A 19,036-nucleotide genomic window follows, 5' to 3' on the forward strand; every position below is an offset into this window, starting at 1 on the left:
CGTACGGGGGTCAGTGCCGTGCCGGTGCCGCCAACCGGCGCAGGCGCAGGGCGAGTTGGATCTCCAGGGCGCGGGCGGGGCCCTGCCAGTCGTCGCCGAGCAGGCGGGAGACGCGCTCCAGCCGCTGCGCGACCGTGTTGACGTGGACGTGGAGTTCGTCCTTGGTGCGGGCCGGGCTCATACCGCACGCGAAGTAGGCGTCGAGGGTGCGCAGCAGGTCCGTACCGCGCCGTTCGTCGTACGCCACCACCGGGCCGATGGTGCGGTCGACGAAGCCGGTGACGTCCCGCTCGCCCGCGAGAAGCAGTCCGAGGAAGCCGAAGTCCTCGGCGGCGGCGCCGTCTCCGGAGCGGCCCAGAAGACGCAGGGTCTCGAGACAGCGGCGGCCCTCGGCATGGGCGGTGGCCAAGGCGTCGGGGTGTGCGAGGAGGTCGGCGACGGGGGCGGAGGCGCCCACGGTGACGGGTTCGTGGACGGCGGTGCCGAGATGGCGCGCGGTGCGGCGGGCCACGTCGGTCGCGGTGTCACCTGGGCCGAGGGGCAGCAGCAGGACGGTGCCGCCGTCGCGGGCCGCGGCCAGGCCGTGCCGGGTGGCGGCGAGGTGGGCGGCCGCGGCCCACAGCCGGCGGCGGGCGGCGGCCTCCTGCTCGGCGTCGGCCGCCGGGCCGTCGAGGCGGGCGGTCAGGACAACATGGGTGGTGTCGAGGTCGGCGTGCAGCCGGGCCGCACGGGCGCGCAGCAGGCGGGGGTCGCGGTCGCGGGCGTCGAGGAGGTCGTCGAGGAGTTCGCCGCGAACGCGCTGCTCGGCCTCGGCGGCGGAGCGACGGGCGAGCAGGAGCAGCGAGGTGACCATCGCGGCACGTTCGAGGGTGAGCTGGTCGACGGGGTCGAGGCCCGGGTGGCCGCGCAGCACGAGGGCGCCGAGGAGTTCACCGCCCGCGGCCACCGCGGCGGTCCAGTCGTCCCCGTGCCGCACCGCGTGCCCCTCGGCCCGGGACGCCTCCAGCGCCCGCGGAGGTGTGGCGTCCGCCTCGGCGAACTCGACGGTTCCGGGGAGGACCTGGGACACCGCGGCGGCGACGTCGTGGACCCCGCCGCCGCGCAGCACGAGTTCGGCGAGCCGGTCGTGGACGTCCGAGGCGCGTTCGATGACGGCGCTGCGGTCCCGGATGATCTCGTTGGCGCGCTCCAGCCCGGCGAGCGCCGAGCGGGTCTCGGTGAGCAGGTTCGCGGTGTCGATGGCGGCCGCGGCGAGGGCGGCGAACGAGCCGAGCAGGGCGATCTGCTCCCGCTCGAAGACCCGGGCGCGCCGGTCCGCGGCGAACAGCACGCCGATGACATGGGGTCCGAGCATCAGCGGTACGCCGAGGATGGCGACCAGGCCCTCGTCCCGCACACCCGCGTCGATGGCGAGGGTGTGCTGGAAGCGGGCGTCCTTGAAGTAGTCGTCGGTGACGTACGGCCGGGCCGTCTGGGCGACGAGTCCGCCGAGCCCCTCCCCCATGCCCAGGCGCAGCTGCTGGAATCGGGCCGCGACCGAGCCCTCGGTCACCCGCATATAGGTGTCGCCCCGGTCGGGGTCGTTGAGGCTGAGGTAGGCGACGTCCGTGCCGAGCAGGGAGCGGGCGCGCTGCACGATCGCCTGCAGCACCGCGTCCAGGTCCCTGAGGCCCGCCAGGTCGTGCGCTGTCTCGAAGAGGGCGGACAGCTCCGCCTCGCGGCGGCGGCGTCCCTCCAGGTCCGAGCGGACCCGCAGGGCGAGGAGTCCGGCCCGCTCCAGCGCGGCGATCCGGTCGGCCGGGCGGCCCTCGGCGCGGGCGAGCAGCACCGGCTGCTCGTACGCCTCCGCGGGCGCGCCGCGTGCGAGCAGTTCGAGGAACGGTGTCTCGGCGCCGGGGTCGGGTGTGACGGCGGCGCGGGCCGGCGCCCCGGCACCGGTGGCGGGGCGTCCGGCGGGGTGCAGGTGGTCGCGGGACATGGTCACAGGATTCCCCATCGTCCGTCGGTCCGTCGGGGCCTGTGGAAAACCTCCGGTCGGGTGGGCGGCGGGTGGCTCAGTGCGCCGTCCAGCCGCCGTCGAGGACCAGCGATGTGCCGGTGACGAAGGACGCCCGAGGGCCGCACAGGTATGCCACGGCCTCGGCGACCTCCTCGGGTTCGATGAGCCGCTTGACGGCGCTGTCCTGCAGGAGCACCTCGGTCAGCACGCGTTCCTCAGGAATGCCGTGCGCACGGGCCTGGTCCGTGAGCTGCTTCTCGACCAGTGGGGTGCGCACATACGCGGGGTTCACACAGTTCGAGGTGACTCCATGGGGCGCGCCTTCGAGGGCGGCCGTCTTGGACAGGCCCTCAAGACCGTGTTTGGCGGCCACATAGGCGGACTTGAAGGCGGAGGCGCGCAGACCATGGACGGAGGACACATTGACGATGCGGCCCCAGCCCTGTCCGTACATGTGCGGCAGGGCACCGCGGACGAGCCGGAACGGCGCCTCCAGCATCACGGTCAGCACGGTGTGGAAGACATCGGGCGGGAACTCCTCGATGGGGCGCACCAGTTGAAGTCCGGCGTTGTTGACCAGGACGTCGGTGTCGGCGGCGGCGAGTTCGGCGGCGTCCAGGTCGGTGAGGTCCAGGACGTGCGGTTCGACGCCGCCCGCCAGGCCGCGGGCCGCCTCGGCCAGCTCTTCCAGGCCCGCTGCGTCCCGGTCCATGGCTCTCACCTTGGCCCCGGCGGCCGCGAGGCGCAGCGCGCAGGCGCGGCCGATGCCGCCGGCGGCGCCGGTGACGAGGGCGGTACGGCCGCCGAGGTCGAGCGTGGGGGCGTCATGGCCGGGCAGGGCGCTGGGCGAGGTCATGTGCCGACCCTAGGCAGCCCTCCCACCCGGCCACATATGGTGAGCCCCCATACTTCACTCGAAGCTCATAGGCTCGAACCACGTGGGTTCATCGGACATGGCCTGCTTGATCCGAATGAGATGGCGTTCGTCCATCTCCGGCAGCGCGTCCACCTCGAACCAGCCGACCTGCAGGGACTCGTCGTCGTTGACCCGCGCCTCGCCGCCGACGGCCCGGCACCGGAACGTGATGTCCATGAACTGGCAGATGTCGCCGTTGCCGAAGGTGACCGGCCCTCCCGATTTCACCATCACGATCCGCTCGGCCACGCACCGCACGGCGGTCTCCTCGTACACCTCGCGCACGGCGCAGGCGGCGGGCTGCTCACCGGGATCCGGGATGCCGGAGAGCACCGCCCACTTGTGGTTGTCCGCACGCTGCCCCAGCAGGACTCTGCCCTGGTCGTCGAAGACCACGGCGCTGACTCCGGGGAGCCACAGCAACTGGTGTCCGGCGGAGGCGCGGAGCGTACGGATGAAGTCAGGAGTAGCCATGGAACCGACCCTAACCGGCCGGTTCCTTTCCTTCAGCGCCACGCCTCGGGCGCCTGGCGGTGTGTGGGCGTGCGGTCACACCTCGTCGGCGCGCCGACCGCGCACACCGGCGCCGATCGCCCAGCCGAGCCCGCCCGCGGCGACCAGCAGCAGGGCGATCTCGGGCAGGATGCCCAGCTCGGTGGCGGGCGTCTTCGAGGAGCGCAGCGGCACCTTCTGGACCAGGTAGTCGGGCACGAACATGCCGGTCTTCTCGGTGATCGTCCCGTCCGGCATGATGACGGCGCTGACACCGCTGGTCACCGGCACGGTCACGGTACGGCTGTGCTCGACGGCACGGACGCGGGACATGGCGAGCTGCTGGTAGGTCATCTCGCTGCGGTCGAAGGTCGCGTTGTTGCTCGGCACGGAGATCATCTGAGCGCCGTCGGTGACCTCGGACCGCACGGCCCAGTCGAAGGCGGCCTCGTAGCAGGTGACCAGGCCGACCTTGGCGCCGTCGAAGTCGAACACGCCCGGCTTCGTGCCCCGGCTGAAGTCCTGGCGGACCATGCCGGTCCAGTTCTTGTTGATCGCCCCGACCAGCGACCGCAGCGGGAGGTACTCGCCGAAGGGCTGGATCTGCCGCTTGTCGTACGTCTGCGTGGGCCCCTTGACCGGGTCCCACAGGATCTGCTCGTTGAGCAGCTTCCCGTCCTTCTCGACGACACCGCCCACCGAGATGGGCGCGCCGACGGCCTCGGCCGCGTCGTCGAGGATCTGGGCCGCGTCGGCGTTGGTGAAGGGGTCGATGTCGGAGGAGTTCTCCGGCCACAGGACGAAGTCGGGCTTGGCGACCTTGCCCGCCTTGATGTCCGCGGCGAGCTTGCGGGTCTCACGCGCGTGGTAGTCGAGCACCGCGCGCCGCTGGGCGCTGAACTCCAGACCGGCGCGCGGCACATTGCCCTGGATGACCGCGACGGTCGCGGTGCCGTTCTCCGCCTTGTCGCTGACCAGCCCCCGGGCGGCCACCGCTCCCGCCACCGGGACGGCCACGCTCAGCAGGGCCGTGGCCGCGGCCGCCTTGCGCAGGGTCCGGGTGCGGCGCCCCTCGGCGGCCAGCCGCCCGGCCTCGTACAGACCGAAGCCGCACAGGACGACCGCGAAGCCGAGCACCGGCGTCCCGCCCACCGCGGCGAGCGGCAGGAAGAGGCCGTCCGCCTGACCGAACGCGATCTTGCCCCAGGGGAAGCCGCGGAAGGGCACGCGCGCACGTAGCGCCTCGCCCGCGATCCATACGGCCGCCGCCCACAGCGGCCAGGCGGGCAGCTTGGACACCGCGGCGACGCCCACACCGACGAGGGCGACGAAGACCGCCTCGATGGCCACCAGCGCCAGCCACGGCCCGGGGCCGACCTCCACGCCCGTCCACACCAGCAGCGGCAGCAGGAAGCCGAGGCCGAAGAGGTAGCCGAGACCGAGGGCCGCCTTCCAGCTGCGGTCGCGCAGCACCCAGGCGAAGCCGGCGAAGGCGGGCACGGCGAGCCACCACACGGTGCGGGGCGGGAAGCTGACGTACAGGAGCACGCCGCAGAGCGCGGCGGCTGCGGCCGGGGCCAGACGCCGGAGCAGCCGAAGGCCGCGCGCGGTGGGCGCGGGCTGCGGCTGGAGCTGGTCCGGCTGGTCCGACTGGTCCACGGAAGTTGCGGTGACGGTCACTCGGGGAGTGTACGGCGGGTGACCTTGCCACGGACAGGACGGTCCGGACGGCGGGGAGCACAGCTGCCGCTGTCCGGAAGCCACATCCTTGCTGCGTTGCTCATCCACAAAACGGTGATCAGCCGTTACGGTGTGCCGGAGCCTGTGTCGTGCGGTCGTCCCGGCCGCGCGGACGGGTCAGCCACACGTCGGGGGACGGGTACGAGGGGCGACTGGGTGGGTTCCACGGGGATGGCGTCCGCGGCGGGGGCGGACGCGGAGAGCGACAGACGAAACGTTTCTGACGCCACGGGTGTCGTGGTGCTCGGGGCCTGCGCCGCATGGGCGCTGATCACCGCGGCGGCGCACGGCGGACGGCCCGAGGGCGTCCTGCTCGCGATGCTGGCCGTGGCCGCCGGCTATGCCTCGGGCCGGATCTCCGGAGCCCTGCTGCCGGTCGCCGCGCCCTGCGCCGGGGCGCTGGCCGGGCTCGGGCTGGCGGTGGCCATGCCCCACCTCGCGCCCGGCCCCCAGTTCACCACCCCGCTCGGGCCCACCGGCGCCACCGCGGCGCTGCTGACCCTGGCCACCGGTGCCGCCTGCTGTGCCGCGTGGGCCACGCCCGTGCCGGCGCTACGGCTCGCCCTGCGCCTGCTGGCCCTCGGGATCACGCTGACCGCGGCGGCCCTGGGCTCGGCCGTCGGATGTGCCCTGGCCGCCGCCGTCCTGCTGTGCTCGCTCGCCGCGGGCCGGATGAGCCGGCGCGGCACGGGACTTGTCAGCCTGGCCCTGGCGGTTGCCCTGGTGGGCGGAGTGACCTGGGCACTCGCCGAGAACACCCTGCCGGAGGGGCTCACCGCCACCCTGGAGGGCCGGCTCACCCAGCACCGCGTCGGGCTGTGGCAGGACGCGCTGCGGCTGGCCCGCCGAAACGCCGCCCTGGGCATCGGCCCCGGCCGCTTCGGCGAACTGAGCACCACCGCACATCAGGCGCTGCTGCCCGACGGCAAGCCGCACTCCGCACCGCTGCAACAGGCGTCCGAACAGGGGCTCGTCGGTGTGCTGCTCCTTGCGGCGGCGTTCTGCTGGGTGCTGTACGCGCTGTGGCGCAGCCCCCGCAGCACGCCGGTCGCGCTCAGCGCGGGCGCCGCTCTCACGGCCCTGGCCACGATCGCCGCGGTCGGCAACGCGCTGAGTTTCACCACGGTGTCGGTGGGCGCGGGACTCCTGGCCGGCCTGGCCACGGCCCGACCGTTCGTCGCGCAAGAACCCGCGGAACAGTGACTCGGGCCGGCCGGTCGCGCGGGCCGCACCGAGGAGTGCCGATGTGACCCCGCACGACTCCCGCGACGTCAGCGAGCGGTCCCGGGGGCGATCGACCGCAGCCGGTCCCGGATGGCGGTCACCGCGGACTCCGCGTTGTCCACGGTGATCGTGAACGTATGGCCGTCCCACAGGCGCAGGACCACGCCCTCGCCCCGGCGTACGACGACCGCCGTGCCCTTCTCGGGACGCCAGCGGTAGCCCCAGCCGCCCCAGTGCCGCGGAGTCACCATCGGGGCGAACTCGGCTCCGGCGACCTGGTCGAGCGGGATACGTCGGCGGGGCACACCCATATGGCCGCAGCGGACCTCGACGCACTCCCGGTCGAGCTTCAGGTCGACATGCACGAACGCGAGGGTGCCGAAGAGGACCAGCAGTCCGGCCGCGATGCAGCCCACGACGGACATGACCAGCGGGGCGACGCCCGAGGTCCAGGCGGAGTCCACCGCCAGTTCGATGCCGAGCGCCATGCAGGCCGCGCCGGCGAGAGCCGGCAGCCACTGGGCCCGGTTCGTCGCGCGTCCGGTCCACACCTCGGGCTGCAAGGCGTCCGCGTCGTGGGGGTGGTCCCTCATGACTATGAGGTTACTCAGGTTTCGCTGCGCGGGTACCGCGTCGCGGAGGGTGACTGCCGCGGACGAGGGCGCCCGGGGTCAGCGGACGGGGGTCACGGCGGGCAGGAGCCTGCCCTCGGCGTAGTTCAGCGCGGGCACGGGCAGCTCGCCCTCGCGTCCGCTCAGCAGCACCGTCAGGGTGCCGTCGGCCGGGGCCCCGGGGTCGGGCTCCTGGCCGATCCGGCGCAGCGCCTGTGCGGCCACCGCCCCGGCCGAGCCGTGCAGGACCAGCGGCGGCGCGTCCGGCCGCTGCACCGCGGCGCGGATACGTTCCGCCACCAGTTCGTAGTGGGTGCAGCCCAGCACGACGGTCGTCACGTCGTCCGGAGTCAGTGCGGCGGCCACGGCGACGGCGGCGTCGATGGCCGCCTCGTCGGCGTGCTCCACGGCCTCGGCCAGGCCCCAGCAGGGCACCTCGGTGACCGGGACGCCGTCGGCGAACTCCTCGATGAGACCGCGCTGGTACGGGCTGCCCGTGGTGGCGGGCGTCGCCCAGATCGCGAGGGGGCCGCCGCCGGCCGCGGCGGGCTTGATCGCCGGGACCGTGCCGATCACCGGGACGGCGGGCTCCAGCCGGGCGCGCAGCGTGGGCAGGGCGTGCACGGTCGCGGTGTTGCAGCCGACGATGAGCGCGTCCGGCCGGTGGGCCGCGGCGGCCTCGGCGACGGCCAGGGCACGGCCGGTGAGGTCCTCCGGGGTACGCGGTCCCCAGGGCATCCCGTCGGGGTCCAGGGAGAGAACGAGATCGGCGTCGGGGCGCAGGCGCCGTACCGCGGCGGTGGCCGCCAGCAGGCCGATTCCGGAGTCCATGAGCGCGATCTTCACCCGGCCACGATAGACGATGGGCCCCTGTGGACCGGCCGGGTGGTGCAGACTGCGCGGGTGAGCGCGATCGTGTGGATCTCCGCCCTGTCCCTCGCCGCCTGGCTGTGGCTGCTGCTCTGCCAGGGCTTCTTCTGGCGTACGGACGTACGGCTGCCGCCGCGCGGGGATCCGGACGACTGGCCGCCCGTGTGTGTCGTCGTACCGGCCCGGGACGAGGCCGCCGTACTGCCGGCCAGTCTGCCGTCGCTGCTGGCACAGGAGTATCCGGGGCGGGCGGAGGTCTTCCTGATCGACGACGGCAGTTCGGACGGCACCGGGGAGCTGGCCCGCGCACTGGCCGCGCGTCACGGCGGACTGCCGCTGACGGTGGACTCCCCCGGCGAGCCGCCCGCGGGCTGGACGGGCAAGCTCTGGGCGGTGCGCCACGGCATCGACCTGGCACGCGCGCGTGGTCCCGAGTACCTGCTGCTGACGGACGCGGACATCGCCCACGCGCCCGACAGCCTGCGCCAACTGGTGGCGGCGGCGCGCACCGGGAACTTCGACGCCGTGTCGCAGATGGCCCGGCTGCGGGTGGAGAGCCCGTGGGAACAGCTCGTGGTGCCCGCCTTCGTCTACTTCTTCGCTCAGCTGTACCCGTTCCGCAGAATCGGCCGAAAAGGGGCCCGGACAGCGGCCGCGGCGGGCGGCTGTGTGCTCCTGCGCGCGGATACGGCAGAGCGGGCGCGGATCCCCGACGCCATCCGGCACGCCGTCATCGACGACGTGGCCCTCGCCCGTGCCGTGAAGGGCGCCGGGGGTCACATCTGGCTCGGGCTGGCCGAGCGGGTGGACAGCGTGCGCCCCTACCCGCGGCTGCACGACCTATGGCGCATGGTCTCGCGCAGCGCGTACGCACAGCTGCGGCACAACCCGCTGCTGCTGCTCGGTACGGTCGCCGGGCTGGCGCTGGTGTACCTCGTGCCGCCGGCGGCCGTGGTGGCGGGTGCCGCGGCGGGAAGTACGGCGGCCGCGGTCACCGGCGCGGCCGCGTGGCTGGTGATGACGGCGACGTACGTCCCGATGCTCCGCTACTACCGCCTGCCGCTGTGGCTCGCTCCCCTGCTGCCCTTCACCGCGTTCCTCTACCTCCTCATGACGGTCGACTCCGCGGTGCAGCACTACAGGGGGCGCGGGGCGGCCTGGAAGGGCCGCACGTACGCGCGTCCGGACACCGTGCCGGACGAGGGCTGACCCCTCCCCCTTATTGGTTGCGACTGGGGTCCGTCTACTTACGGCCGGGGGTCCAGTTCATGCCCCACCCATAGGCGCGGTCGACGGTGCGCTGCGGGCTCACTCCGCGATCCGGCACCAGGTAGCGCGCCTCGCGCTGGACGACGAGGTCGGCGCCCGTGTTGGTGATCAGGGCGAGCGCGCACACGGTGGAGGGGACGGTGCACTCGTCGAGGGAGAAGTCGACGGGGGCGCCGTGCTGCGGCTGGAGGGTGACCGTCGCGTGCAGGTCCGCGAAGGAGGAGGCGCCTTCGTAGATGGTCACGAAGACGAGGATGCGCCGGAAGTCGCGGGTGTGGTCGAGGTTGACGGTGAGGTTCTCGCCGCTCGCCACGGCGCCGGTGCGGTCGTCGCCGTCGAGGTGGATGTACGGGGGCCGGTGCAGCGATCCGAAGGCGTTGCCCAGGGCCTGTACGACTCCCTTGCGGCCGTCGGCGAGTTCGTAGAGGGCGCACAGGTCGAGGTCGAGGTCACCCTGGGCCGCGCCCCGCCGGCCGCCCCAGGTGGGGAACTGCTTGCGCATCTGCCAGTTGAGGTTGACACGCATGGTGCCGGACGTGCCGCCCTGCTTGGCCAGCGACACCGAGGGGGCCGCCTTGGTGAGCGTCACCTTGCTGAGGCGCACGGGCTGGGCGGGCGGTGCCGACGGGGGCGGAGGCAGGTGGACCGGGGGCCCGGAGGGCGGGGGCAGGTGGGCGGTGGACCCCGGGGGCGGGGGCATCGGGGCGGGCGGCGCCGGCGGGGGCGGCACGGTCACCGGAGGTGCGACGGGCGGGACGGCGGGCGATGCCGTGTGCTGCGGCTCGTCCACGGTGATCCCGAAGTCCGTGGCCAGGCCCTCGAGTCCGCTGCTGTAGCCCTGGCCCACGGCCCGGAACTTCCAGCCGCCCTGGCGGCGGTAGAACTCGCCGAGCACGAAGGCCGTTTCCACCGTGGCACCGGGGCTGTCGAAGCGGGCGACCACACCGCCCCCGCCGCTGTCCTGGACCTCGATGTACAGGTCCGGCACCTGCCCGAAGGAGCCGCCGTCCGCCGAGGCCGCGAGGACGACCCGCTCGACGGTGCCCTCCACGCGTGCGAGGTCGACGAGGAGGGTGTCGGTGACCCGTCCGCCCGTGTTCCGTTTGCCCTCGTGCCGGACCGCGCCGGAAGGGTGCGCCGGCTGGTTGTAGAAGACGAAGTCGCCGTCGGAGCGCACCTTTCCCGCCGCGAGGAGCAGCGCCGAGGCATCCGCGTCCGGGACGCCGGGTCCGGAGCGCCAGCCCAATTCGACGCGCAGGGCCTTCGTCGGCACCGGCGCATTCGACCCTTTAGGCATTGACATGTACGCCCCCATCTCGTGTGTCACCCCGCCGGACCGCACCCCGGCCGTGGGTTTCCATCCCTACCCGCCCAACCTATTCCCGAGGGGCGCCGTACTCCCATGGACGGGACAGGAAGATCGCTGGCCAACCCCCGGTAACCCGCCGGGAGCTCGGCCTTTACACGATCAGAACACTGATCGCCGCCCCTTTTTGCCAAGTTCGCTCGGATTAGGGATCCCGCGTCACTGCCGACACGGAAAACAACCCTCTTATCGGTCTCCCCAACCAGCACATCGTGGGCTTAACTTATGTGCCATGACCTCCCCCCGCTCCACTTATGGTGGCGGCTACTACTCCGCCTCCTTCCCGGACACCCCGATCTACGACTCGCTCGTGGCCGAGCGGGGCACCCCGCAGATCGCCCCGATCCGGGTCCCCGCCGCCTACGACATGGGTGGCAACCTGCCGGCGATGGGCGGCCACCTGCCCGCGCTGCCCTCGGCACTGCCCGCGCTCCCGGCGGGTCCGTCGCACCACGTTCCCTCCTACGGCTACCCGCAGATGCCGCAGCCCGCTCCGCTGCAGCAGGCGCCCGCGTCCTACATCCCGCAGCAGGCCACCGCGCCCCGCGGCTATCCCGGCCAGCAGATGCCGCAGATGCAGCCGCCCCGGCCCATGGCGGCGGGCACCGGCTACGAGGCGATGCGTCCCGCGGCTCCGCGGCCCGCGCCGGCTCCGTACCAGGACCCGTACAACCAGCAGCAGTACCGCGGCTACTGACCCGTCTCCCCGGCTGTCGGTGCTGCCTGGCACCATGGCTTCATGGGGAACGCCGTACTGCAGTCGATTCACGTCCACCCGGTCAAGGCATTCCGGGGCATCTCACTGCGGCAGGCCGTGGTGGAGCCCTGGGGGCTGTCCGGGGACCGGCGCTGGGCTCTGATCGACGACGGGGGAAAGGTCGTCACACAGCGCGAGCAGCCGCGCCTGGCGCTGGCTGCCGCCGAGCTCGTGCCCGGCGGCGGGGTTCGCTTGTCCGCGCCGGGACAAGAGCCCATGACGGTGTCCGTTCCGGAACAGTCGGGCACGGTACCTGTGAACATCTTCGGCACCAAGGTGGAGGCGGTCCTGGCGGAGGACGCCGCCGGCGCCTGGTGCGCCGACTTCCTCGAGGCCGACGTCCGTCTCGTCCATCTGGACGACCCGGCCACCCGCCGCCCGATCGACCCGGACTACGCGCTGCCGGGTGAGACCGTCAGCTTCGCGGACGGCTACCCGCTGCTGGTCACCACCGTCGCCTCCCTCGACGCCCTGAACTCCCTGATAGCGCAGGGCGATCACGCCGACGAGGGCCCGCTGCCGATGAACCGCTTCCGGCCGAGCGTGGTCGTGGCGGGCACCGAGGCCTGGGCCGAGGACGACTGGTCGCGCCTCGCCGTCGGCGAAGTGGAGTTCCGCGTGACCAAGACGTGCGGGCGGTGCGTCGTGACCACGACCGACCAGGACACCGCGGAGCGCGGCCGGGAGCCCCTGCGCACCCTGGCACGGCACCGCCGCTTCGGCACCAGCCTCGTCTTCGGCCAGAACCTGGTGCCCACGACGCCCGGCACGATACGGGTCGGTGACCCGGTGCGGATCCTCGGCTAGCGGGTGCGGATCCTCGACCAGGGCTCGAGGAACTCGACCGGCACTCCAGGTGGGCGCTGTGTTCTGGAGGAGGGGAACCGGACGCCGGGCCCCGGTCGTTGAGGTGTGGTGAGAAGTACGCAAGAGGTTCCGGTCGGAGGGTCAGAGAGTCAGAGGTGATTTCGCTCTCTCTTCGGCGGGCCCGCGGGTGAACGGCTCCGCCAGGGGTTATCACGGAGCGGGAAGGGGGGTGGGGGGCTGTGCGAGCAATCAGCGGTCTGTGGCGCTGGCGGCGCAATCCGCTGCGCCGCACGAGCGATCTGGCCGAGGCCTGGGTGGCTCTCCTGGCCCTGCTGCTCATCGTGGTGGCCGCACCCGTGATCGGTTCGCTCGTCGGGGCCGTGGCACAGGACGCCCTGCAGCAGTCCGTCGTCGACCAGCACCACTCCCGTCATCCGGTCACCGCCACCGTGGTGCGCAAGCTGGACAGCGCCCGCCTGGAGCCCGACCCCGACTCGACCTCGGCGCACGACAGCCGCAGCCGTGTCCTCGCCGACTGGACCGCGCCGGACGGCACCCGGAACCACGGCCCGGTGATGTCGGACCTCAAGTCCCCGCACAAGGGCGACCACTTCAGACTCTGGACGGACTCGCACGGCCGCATAGTTGCCCGCCCATTGGACTCCGCGACGGCGACGACGCACGCCGTGCTCGCCGGGTTCGGCGCGGCGCTCCTGACCGCGGGGGTGGTCGAGAGCGGCAGACGGCTGATCGTGTGGCGCATGGTCCGCCGGAGGTACGCGCGTTGGGACCAGGCCTGGGACCGGGCGGGCCCGGACTGGGGCAGGACCGGCACGGGCAGCTGACCGCGTTCCGTCTCTGGTCAACCCACTGCCTGCGCGCACGCTACGGTGGACCGCCGAACCATTCGGCATCGACCCGCGCGCGAGGGAGTCGTAGGGGCCGCATGCCCCGAAGGCGAACGAGCCATCAGCACGACGAGGTGGGGGCACAGCAACGCCATGGCACAGGGCACGGTCCAGGTGACGCACACCGGCACATCGCGGTGGCGGCGCCGCACGGGTGAGTACTCTTCGCTCGCCGCCGCCCTGGAGGCCGCGGCCGACGGGGACGTCCTCACCGTCGCCCCTGGTACCTACCGGGAGAATCTCGTCGTCGAACGGGCAGTGACGCTACGCGGGCCCGAGGGCTCGCCCGGTTCGGTGCGCATCGCGCCCACGGACGGGGTGCCGCTGACCCTGCGCGCCTCGGCCGTGGTGCAGGACCTGCACGTGGAGGGGCAGGACGCGGCCGCGCCCGCGCTGCTGGTCGAGGAGGGCACACCGGAGCTGCTGGACGTGCGGGTCGTCACCCGGTCCGCCGCGGGGATCGAGGTCCGCGGCGGCGCCCGGCCCACCGTGCGGCGCTGCACCGTCGACAACCCCGCCGGTATCGGCATCGCCGTACTCGACGGTGGCGGTGGGGTGTTCGAGGACTGCGAGGTGGTCGCGGCCGGCCAGTCCGGCGTCGCGGTACGCGGCGGTGCGCACCCCCGGCTGAACCGCTGCCGGGTGCACCACGCCTCCGGCGCGGGACTCATGATCACGGGCGAGAACTCCGCGCTGGAAGCGGTCGGTTGCGAGGTCTACGAGATCCGGGGCTCCGGAGCCCAGGTGACCTCGCGGGCCACCGCACACCTCACCGACTGCGATGTGCACCGCACCACCGCCGACGGCGTCACGCTCGACACGGAGGCCGTGCTCACCCTGGCCGACTGCCGTATCCACGACATCCCGGAGAACGCGGTCGACCTGCGGTCCCGCTCGGTGCTGACGCTGACCCGGACGACCGTGCGTCAGTTCGGGCGCAACGGCCTGTCGGTGTGGGACCCGGGCACACGCGTGGACGCCAACCAGTGCGAGATCTTCGACAGCACGGGCGACTATCCCGCGGTGTGGGTGAGCGACGGCGCCACCGCGGTGCTCGACTCCTGCCGGGTGCACGACGTGCCGGACGCGCTGTTCGTCCTGGACCGCGGCTCCCGCGCGGACGTCGTCGACAGCGATCTGTCCCAGGTCCGCAACACGGCCGTGTCGGTGAGCGACGGCGCGACCGCGCAGCTGGACGACTGCCGGATCCGGGACGCGGCCACCGGCGCGTGGTTCCGGGACCACGGCAGCGGCGGCACCCTCAACAACTGCACCCTGGACGGCACCCAGACCGGTGTGATCGTCACCAAGGGCGCCGACCCCACCATCGAGCGCTGCACGGTCGACTCTCCGGCGGAGGCGGGCTTCTATGTATCGGCCGGGGGCCGGGGCAGCTTCACCGGCTGCCGGGTGACGGGCAGCACCGGGTACGGCTTCCATGTGATAGACGGATGCCGTACGACGCTGAAGAAGTGCCGCACGGAGCGGTGCGCGCGCGGCGGCTACGAGTTCGCCGACGCGGGTCCGGACGCGGCATCCGGCACGGGTCCGGTCGTGGAGGACTGCACCAGCGACGAGAGCGGGGCCGGCATCGGGCGCCCGGCCGCGGAGACTGCGGTGCAGACGGCGGACCAGTCCTCCGGTCTGCTGGGCGCGATCCCCGGGCAGCGCACGACCGAACAAAAGCCGCATATCACCGCCGCGGAGCCGAAGGAGCCGTCGCGGACGTCGAAGGCCGTGCTCGGTGAACTCGACGCGCTGGTCGGCCTGGAGAGCGTCAAGCGCGAGGTCCGCGCCCTCACCGACATGATCGAGGTCGGCCGGCGCCGCCAACAGGCAGGCCTCAAGGCGGCCTCGGTCAAGCGCCACCTGGTCTTCACCGGTTCCCCCGGCACCGGAAAGACCACGGTGGCCCGGCTCTACGGCGAGATCCTCGCCTCCCTCGGCGTCCTGGACAAGGGCCATCTCGTCGAGGTCTCCCGCGTCGACCTGGTCGGCGAGCACATCGGTTCCACGGCGATCCGCACCCAGGAGGCCTTCGAACGGGCGCGCGGCGGTGTGCTGTTCATCGACGAGGCGTATGCGCTCTCGCCCGAGGACGCCGGCCGTGACTTCGGCAAGGAGGCCATCGACACGCTGGTGAAGCTGATGGAGGACCATCGGGACGCGGTGGTGGTCATCGTCGCGGGCTACACGGCCGAGATGGAGCGGTTCCTGTCCATCAACCCCGGTGTGGCGTCCCGCTTCTCCCGGACCATCACCTTCACCGACTACGGCCCCGATGAACTGCTGCGCATCGTGGAGCAGCAGGCCGAGGAGCACGAGTACCGGCTGGCGCCGGGCTCGCCGGAGGCCTTGCTGAAGTACTTCACGGAGATTCCGAAGGGCCCCGCCTTCGGCAACGGCCGCACGGCCCGCCAGACGTTCGAGGCGATGGTGGAACGACACGCGAGCCGGGTCGCCCAGGTCGACGAGCCGACCACCGACGATCTGACCCTGCTCTACGCCGAGGATCTGCCCGAGCTGCCCTGAGAGCCGGCCTCCCCGTCCGGGTCCGGCCCGGCGGGCGGCTTGCCCCGATGGCGCGGGCCCGGCACATCCGGCCGCAGCCCTGCCAGCAGCCGGGCCCGTTCCTCGGCGAAGGCCGGGTCCGCCTGGTAGTCGGAGTGGCCGAGGATGGGGGCGGGCAGAGGGTGCAGGGCGGTGCGGCCGTAGGCGAGCGGGTCGTGCAGGGGCTCACGGTCCACCTCGGGCCCGCAGTCGCCGGGCAGGCGGACGGGACCGCCGATGGGGTCGGTGAGGCGGTAGAGATTGCGCCAGCAGGCGACCTCACGGTGCAGGGAGCTCAGCGCGGGCGGCCCGAAGTGGGCCGGGAACCAGCGGCCGTACAGGCGCTCCAGCGGCGAGCCGTACGTCAGCAGCGCGACCTTCTTGCGCACGGACGGCGCGAGCTGCCAGGCCGCGGCGGCTGCGAGCACGCTGCCCTGGGAGTGCCCGGAGATGACCACGCGGCCGCCGGTGCGCCGGGTCCAGGTCGCCATCCGCCAGGTCAGGTCCGGCACCGCGCGCTCGGCGTAGCAGGGCGGCGCGAAGGGATGGGCGGCGCGCGGCCAGAAGGTGCCGACGTCCCAGAGGATGCCGATGGTGCGGCGGGCCGAGGCGTCCTTGTAGGCGCGGCGGCCCCAGGTGACGAACACTATGAAGCCGAGTCCGACCAGCCAGGAGCCCAGCGCCTGCGAGGTCTCGGCCGCGCCCTGGACGACGGCATGGGCGCGCCGGGCCGCCTCGCCCGGGGTGCGCTCGCTGACCTGGGCGCCCACCAGCGCTCCGGCGCCCAGCAGGAACGTGGCCGCGGAGACGACGGCGACCACGAGGGGCGCCCGGTCGGTGAGGCCGGCCATCGCCCGGGTGCGGGCGATACGGCGGGTACGTGCCGTGTCCTCGGGCTCTGGCCGGTGACCGCGTTCCACCGTGCGCCGCTCGGCACGGCAGCGCCGCCAGGTGCGCCAGGTCAGCACTCCGGCGAGGGCCAGCACGGCCAGCAGCAGGGGTGGGATCACCGAGGCCTGCCAGGTCAGCAGCACGGGCGGTCCGGTGATGGAGCCGCCGGTGCCGTCCAGCCAGTCGGCCACACGCTGTGCGACACCCCCCGACATCACCCCGCCCAGCGCGCAGGCGAGCAGCGCGACCGCCGGTCCGCCGAGGCCGCGCATGGCGGCACGCGGGTCGGGATGCCGACGGTGCAGGTCGTGGGCGACCACGCCGAGGGCAATGACCAGCACGCCCTGTACCAGGGCGATGCCGCCGAAGGCCGTGTCGCCGGGCAGCCGCCCGGCCGAGTGCCACCCCGGCCGCGGCCAGCCCGCGTACAGCAGGGTGAGGGCGAGCAGGGCCAGGGCGCCGAGCGGCAGGCGTCGTACGAGGTGCTCGTCGAGTTCCTGGTCGAGGCGGTTCTCGCTGCGGCCCCGGCGGCAGACCACCCCCACCACGACGGCCGCCCACAGGGCCGTCGCCGCGGCCAGGAGCGGGCCCAGGATCTCCGGTGCCGCAGGTCCGCCCGCCCGGCGGTCGAAGCCGAGCACCGGTGTCATGACCGCCGCGGCGACCGTCAGCAGTCCCGCCGCGGTGTGGGCGGCGCGCAGCCGGGCCACCGGGCGGCGGCCGTACCAGAAGCCGGGGCGGCCCAGCGAGGTGCGGTCGTCGTGGTCGTCGGGTCCGGGATCGCGGGTCATCGGCTTCTCGGACTCGTACGCGGCCCAGGTGCGGTGCGCGAGGTACCAGAGCAGGCCGGTGAGCGCGGTCGGGACCAGCGCCGCCACGGCGAGCCGCTGTCCGGGGCGGCTCCACCAGCCGTCGCCGGAGACGGCGGGCGAGAGGAAGCCCAGCCAGGAATGGTGCCGGACGCAGGCACCGGTGCCCGCGCACTGCCAGGCGGCGAGGTCGAGTGCCACCTCGCAGGCGGCCGCCACCAGCAGCACCGTCAGGGTGAGTCCCGCGAGCCGCACCAGCAGGCCGTACAGCCGCACCGCCCGTTTCCGGCCGCGTGCGGCGGGGCGCATCCAGTGGGCGAGGTTGACGACCATGAAGGGCAGCAGCAGCAACCACAGGGCGCGGGCTCCGTTGCCGGAGGTGAGGTTGCACCAGACGTACGCCTCGGGCACGGGCCCGTCCCGGTGATCGTCCGGGACGGACTCCGCGTCGACATCGTCGGCGCGCCGGAAGACGGCAGCGGTGTCGTCACCGGTGATCCGTACCGTGCGCGGGTCGCCGAGCATCTCCTCGGGTGTGGTGCCACCGACTCCGTGGACGAGGAGTTCCAGGTCGGTCCGCGGTCCCCCGGGCCGTACGGCGAGGCCGTCCGGTCCGTCCGTCGCTGTACGTTCCTGCGCACGTTCCACTGTTCTCGCACTTCCCCCGTGACCCGCCGTCGGCTGTGTCCGTGCGGCCTTCAGGATCTCCGTTTCGGGTGCGATGTACACCTCTCGTCACGGAATCTCCCCGGTCCGAGTGACATCCGCCGGGACAGGTGGTGACCGAATGGCATGTGCGCGTCGGTACGGGGAGTGGCGCAACCTGCACCCTCCCGTGAAAAGATGAGACGCCCGCACACCGGAGAGGGGCGGAACGTCCTGGTAGGGGCAGGTGTGCAGGGCGTGTCGGACGGCTTGTCGAGACGAGAGGACCGGAGCGTACGTGAGTGAGAATCAGAACCTCCTCGCGGAGCAGCGGCGCGCCCTGATCCTGGACGAGGTCCGGCGGCGCGGCGGCGTACGGGTGAACGAACTGACCCGCAAGCTCGGCGTGTCGGACATGACCGTGCGCCGCGACCTCGACGCGCTGGCCCGCCAGGGGGTGCTGGAGAAGGTGCACGGCGGTGCCGTGCCGGTGGTCGAGGCGAGCACCCACGAGCCGGGCTTCGAGGCCAAGTCGGGTCTGGAGCTCAGCGCCAAGGAAGACATCGCGCGGACCGCGGCCCAGCTGGTCACCCCGGGCACGGCGATCGCCATGTCGGGCGGTACGACGACCTACGCGCTCGCTCATCATCTCGTCGAGGTGCCCGATCTGACCGTGGTGACGAACTCGGTGCGGGTCGCGGACGTCTTCCACGCGGCGCAGCGCACCTCGGGGCCCCGGCAGGGCGCGGCCACGGTCGTGCTGACCGGTGGGGTGCGCACCCCGTCGGACTCGCTCGTGGGGCCGGTGGCCGACCAGGCGATCGCGGCGCTCCACTTCGATCTGCTGTTCCTCGGTGTACACGGGATATCGGTGGAGGCCGGCCTGTCGACGCCGAACCTCGCGGAGGCGGAGACCAACCGGCGGCTGGTGCAGTCGGCGCGGCGGGTCGTGGTGGTCGCCGACCACACCAAGTGGGGCACGGTGGGCCTGAGTTCGTTCGCGGCGCTGGAGCAGGTCGACACCCTGGTCACGGACGCGGGCCTGCCGGCCGAGGCGCGGGCGGAGATCTCCGAGCATCTGCGGCGGCTGGTGGTGGCGGGCGAGACCGACGACGAGGATGCAGACTTCTGACGGACCGTCAGCTAGGGTGACGGGCCAACGGCCCGTTCGCTCCCGTGACT

General features: G+C 73.1%; 15 protein-coding genes. 7 read left to right on the top strand and 8 right to left on the bottom strand.

Features of this window, described 5'->3' with window-relative positions; genetic code table 11:
- Nucleotides 1–10: 10 nt before the first annotated feature.
- The 4 genes from N8I87_RS04795 to lnt form a co-directional block, all read right to left on the bottom strand.
- Nucleotides 11–1,978, bottom strand: a complete 1,968-nt coding sequence (locus tag N8I87_RS04795) for a helix-turn-helix domain-containing protein (protein WP_263205748.1) — start codon at nucleotides 1,976–1,978, stop codon at nucleotides 11–13.
- Between the two features lie 76 nt (nucleotides 1,979–2,054).
- Complete coding sequence (locus N8I87_RS04800; RefSeq protein WP_263205751.1) at nucleotides 2,055–2,855, bottom strand: 3-hydroxybutyrate dehydrogenase; 801 nt, start codon at nucleotides 2,853–2,855, stop codon at nucleotides 2,055–2,057.
- A gap of 54 nt (nucleotides 2,856–2,909) precedes the next feature.
- On the bottom strand, nucleotides 2,910–3,389 hold the full coding sequence (locus N8I87_RS04805; protein WP_263205753.1) for an NUDIX hydrolase: 480 nt from the start codon (nucleotides 3,387–3,389) through the stop codon (nucleotides 2,910–2,912).
- 75 nt (nucleotides 3,390–3,464) lie between these two features.
- Nucleotides 3,465–5,087: an apolipoprotein N-acyltransferase gene (gene lnt / locus N8I87_RS04810; RefSeq protein WP_263205755.1), complete on the bottom strand. Its 1,623-nt coding sequence runs from the start codon at nucleotides 5,085–5,087 to the stop codon at nucleotides 3,465–3,467.
- Between the two features lie 231 nt (nucleotides 5,088–5,318).
- Between lnt and N8I87_RS04815 the strand changes: the two genes are divergently transcribed.
- Nucleotides 5,319–6,350: an O-antigen ligase family protein gene (locus N8I87_RS04815; protein ID WP_263216300.1), complete on the top strand. Its 1,032-nt coding sequence runs from the start codon at nucleotides 5,319–5,321 to the stop codon at nucleotides 6,348–6,350.
- A gap of 68 nt (nucleotides 6,351–6,418) precedes the next feature.
- Here the strand turns inward: N8I87_RS04815 and N8I87_RS04820 are convergent, their stop codons facing one another.
- Nucleotides 6,419–6,964: a hypothetical protein gene (locus N8I87_RS04820; RefSeq protein ID WP_263205757.1), complete on the bottom strand. Its 546-nt coding sequence runs from the start codon at nucleotides 6,962–6,964 to the stop codon at nucleotides 6,419–6,421.
- Between the two features lie 78 nt (nucleotides 6,965–7,042).
- Complete coding sequence (locus N8I87_RS04825) at nucleotides 7,043–7,828, bottom strand: glutamate racemase (protein WP_263205759.1); 786 nt, start codon at nucleotides 7,826–7,828, stop codon at nucleotides 7,043–7,045.
- Nucleotides 7,829–7,867: 39 nt separating this feature from the next.
- On the opposite strand from N8I87_RS04825, the gene N8I87_RS04830 reads away from it, so the two are divergent.
- Nucleotides 7,868–9,061: a glycosyltransferase gene (locus N8I87_RS04830; RefSeq protein ID WP_263205760.1), complete on the top strand. Its 1,194-nt coding sequence runs from the start codon at nucleotides 7,868–7,870 to the stop codon at nucleotides 9,059–9,061.
- Nucleotides 9,062–9,095: 34 nt separating this feature from the next.
- On the opposite strand, the gene N8I87_RS04835 is transcribed toward N8I87_RS04830, so the two are convergent.
- Nucleotides 9,096–10,418: a TerD family protein gene (locus N8I87_RS04835; protein ID WP_263205762.1), complete on the bottom strand. Its 1,323-nt coding sequence runs from the start codon at nucleotides 10,416–10,418 to the stop codon at nucleotides 9,096–9,098.
- A gap of 301 nt (nucleotides 10,419–10,719) precedes the next feature.
- On the opposite strand from N8I87_RS04835, the gene N8I87_RS04840 reads away from it, so the two are divergent.
- From N8I87_RS04840 to N8I87_RS04855, 4 genes are all read left to right on the top strand, one after another.
- A complete protein-coding gene (locus tag N8I87_RS04840) occupies nucleotides 10,720–11,184 on the top strand; it encodes a DUF6643 family protein (RefSeq protein WP_263205764.1) in 465 nt (154 codons plus the stop codon).
- Nucleotides 11,185–11,226: 42 nt separating this feature from the next.
- Entirely contained in the window at nucleotides 11,227–12,051 is an 825-nt protein-coding gene (locus N8I87_RS04845) for an MOSC domain-containing protein (RefSeq protein ID WP_263205766.1), read from the top strand.
- 239 nt (nucleotides 12,052–12,290) lie between these two features.
- The gene (locus tag N8I87_RS04850; protein ID WP_263205767.1) at nucleotides 12,291–12,896 is read left to right on the top strand and encodes an Rv1733c family protein; all 606 of its coding nucleotides are present in this window, start codon (nucleotides 12,291–12,293) and stop codon (nucleotides 12,894–12,896) included.
- Between the two features lie 156 nt (nucleotides 12,897–13,052).
- Nucleotides 13,053–15,491, top strand: a complete 2,439-nt coding sequence (locus N8I87_RS04855) for a right-handed parallel beta-helix repeat-containing protein (RefSeq protein ID WP_263205769.1) — start codon at nucleotides 13,053–13,055, stop codon at nucleotides 15,489–15,491.
- On the opposite strand, the gene N8I87_RS04860 is transcribed toward N8I87_RS04855, so the two are convergent.
- Nucleotides 15,461–17,857 carry a hypothetical protein gene (locus tag N8I87_RS04860; protein WP_263205770.1) on the bottom strand — a complete coding sequence of 799 codons (2,397 nt, stop codon included), beginning with the start codon at nucleotides 17,855–17,857 and terminating at the stop codon, nucleotides 15,461–15,463. The genes N8I87_RS04855 and N8I87_RS04860 overlap by 31 nt on opposite strands.
- A 295-nt stretch (nucleotides 17,858–18,152) precedes the next feature.
- On the opposite strand from N8I87_RS04860, the gene N8I87_RS04865 reads away from it, so the two are divergent.
- Nucleotides 18,153–18,986 (top strand): DeoR/GlpR family DNA-binding transcription regulator, encoded by an 834-nt coding sequence (locus N8I87_RS04865; protein ID WP_263205771.1) that lies wholly within the window; start codon nucleotides 18,153–18,155, stop codon nucleotides 18,984–18,986.
- Nucleotides 18,987–19,036: the final 50 nt, after the last annotated feature.

Source organism: Streptomyces sp. HUAS 15-9 (assembly GCF_025642155.1).
Lineage (GTDB): Bacteria > Actinomycetota > Actinomycetes > Streptomycetales > Streptomycetaceae > Streptomyces.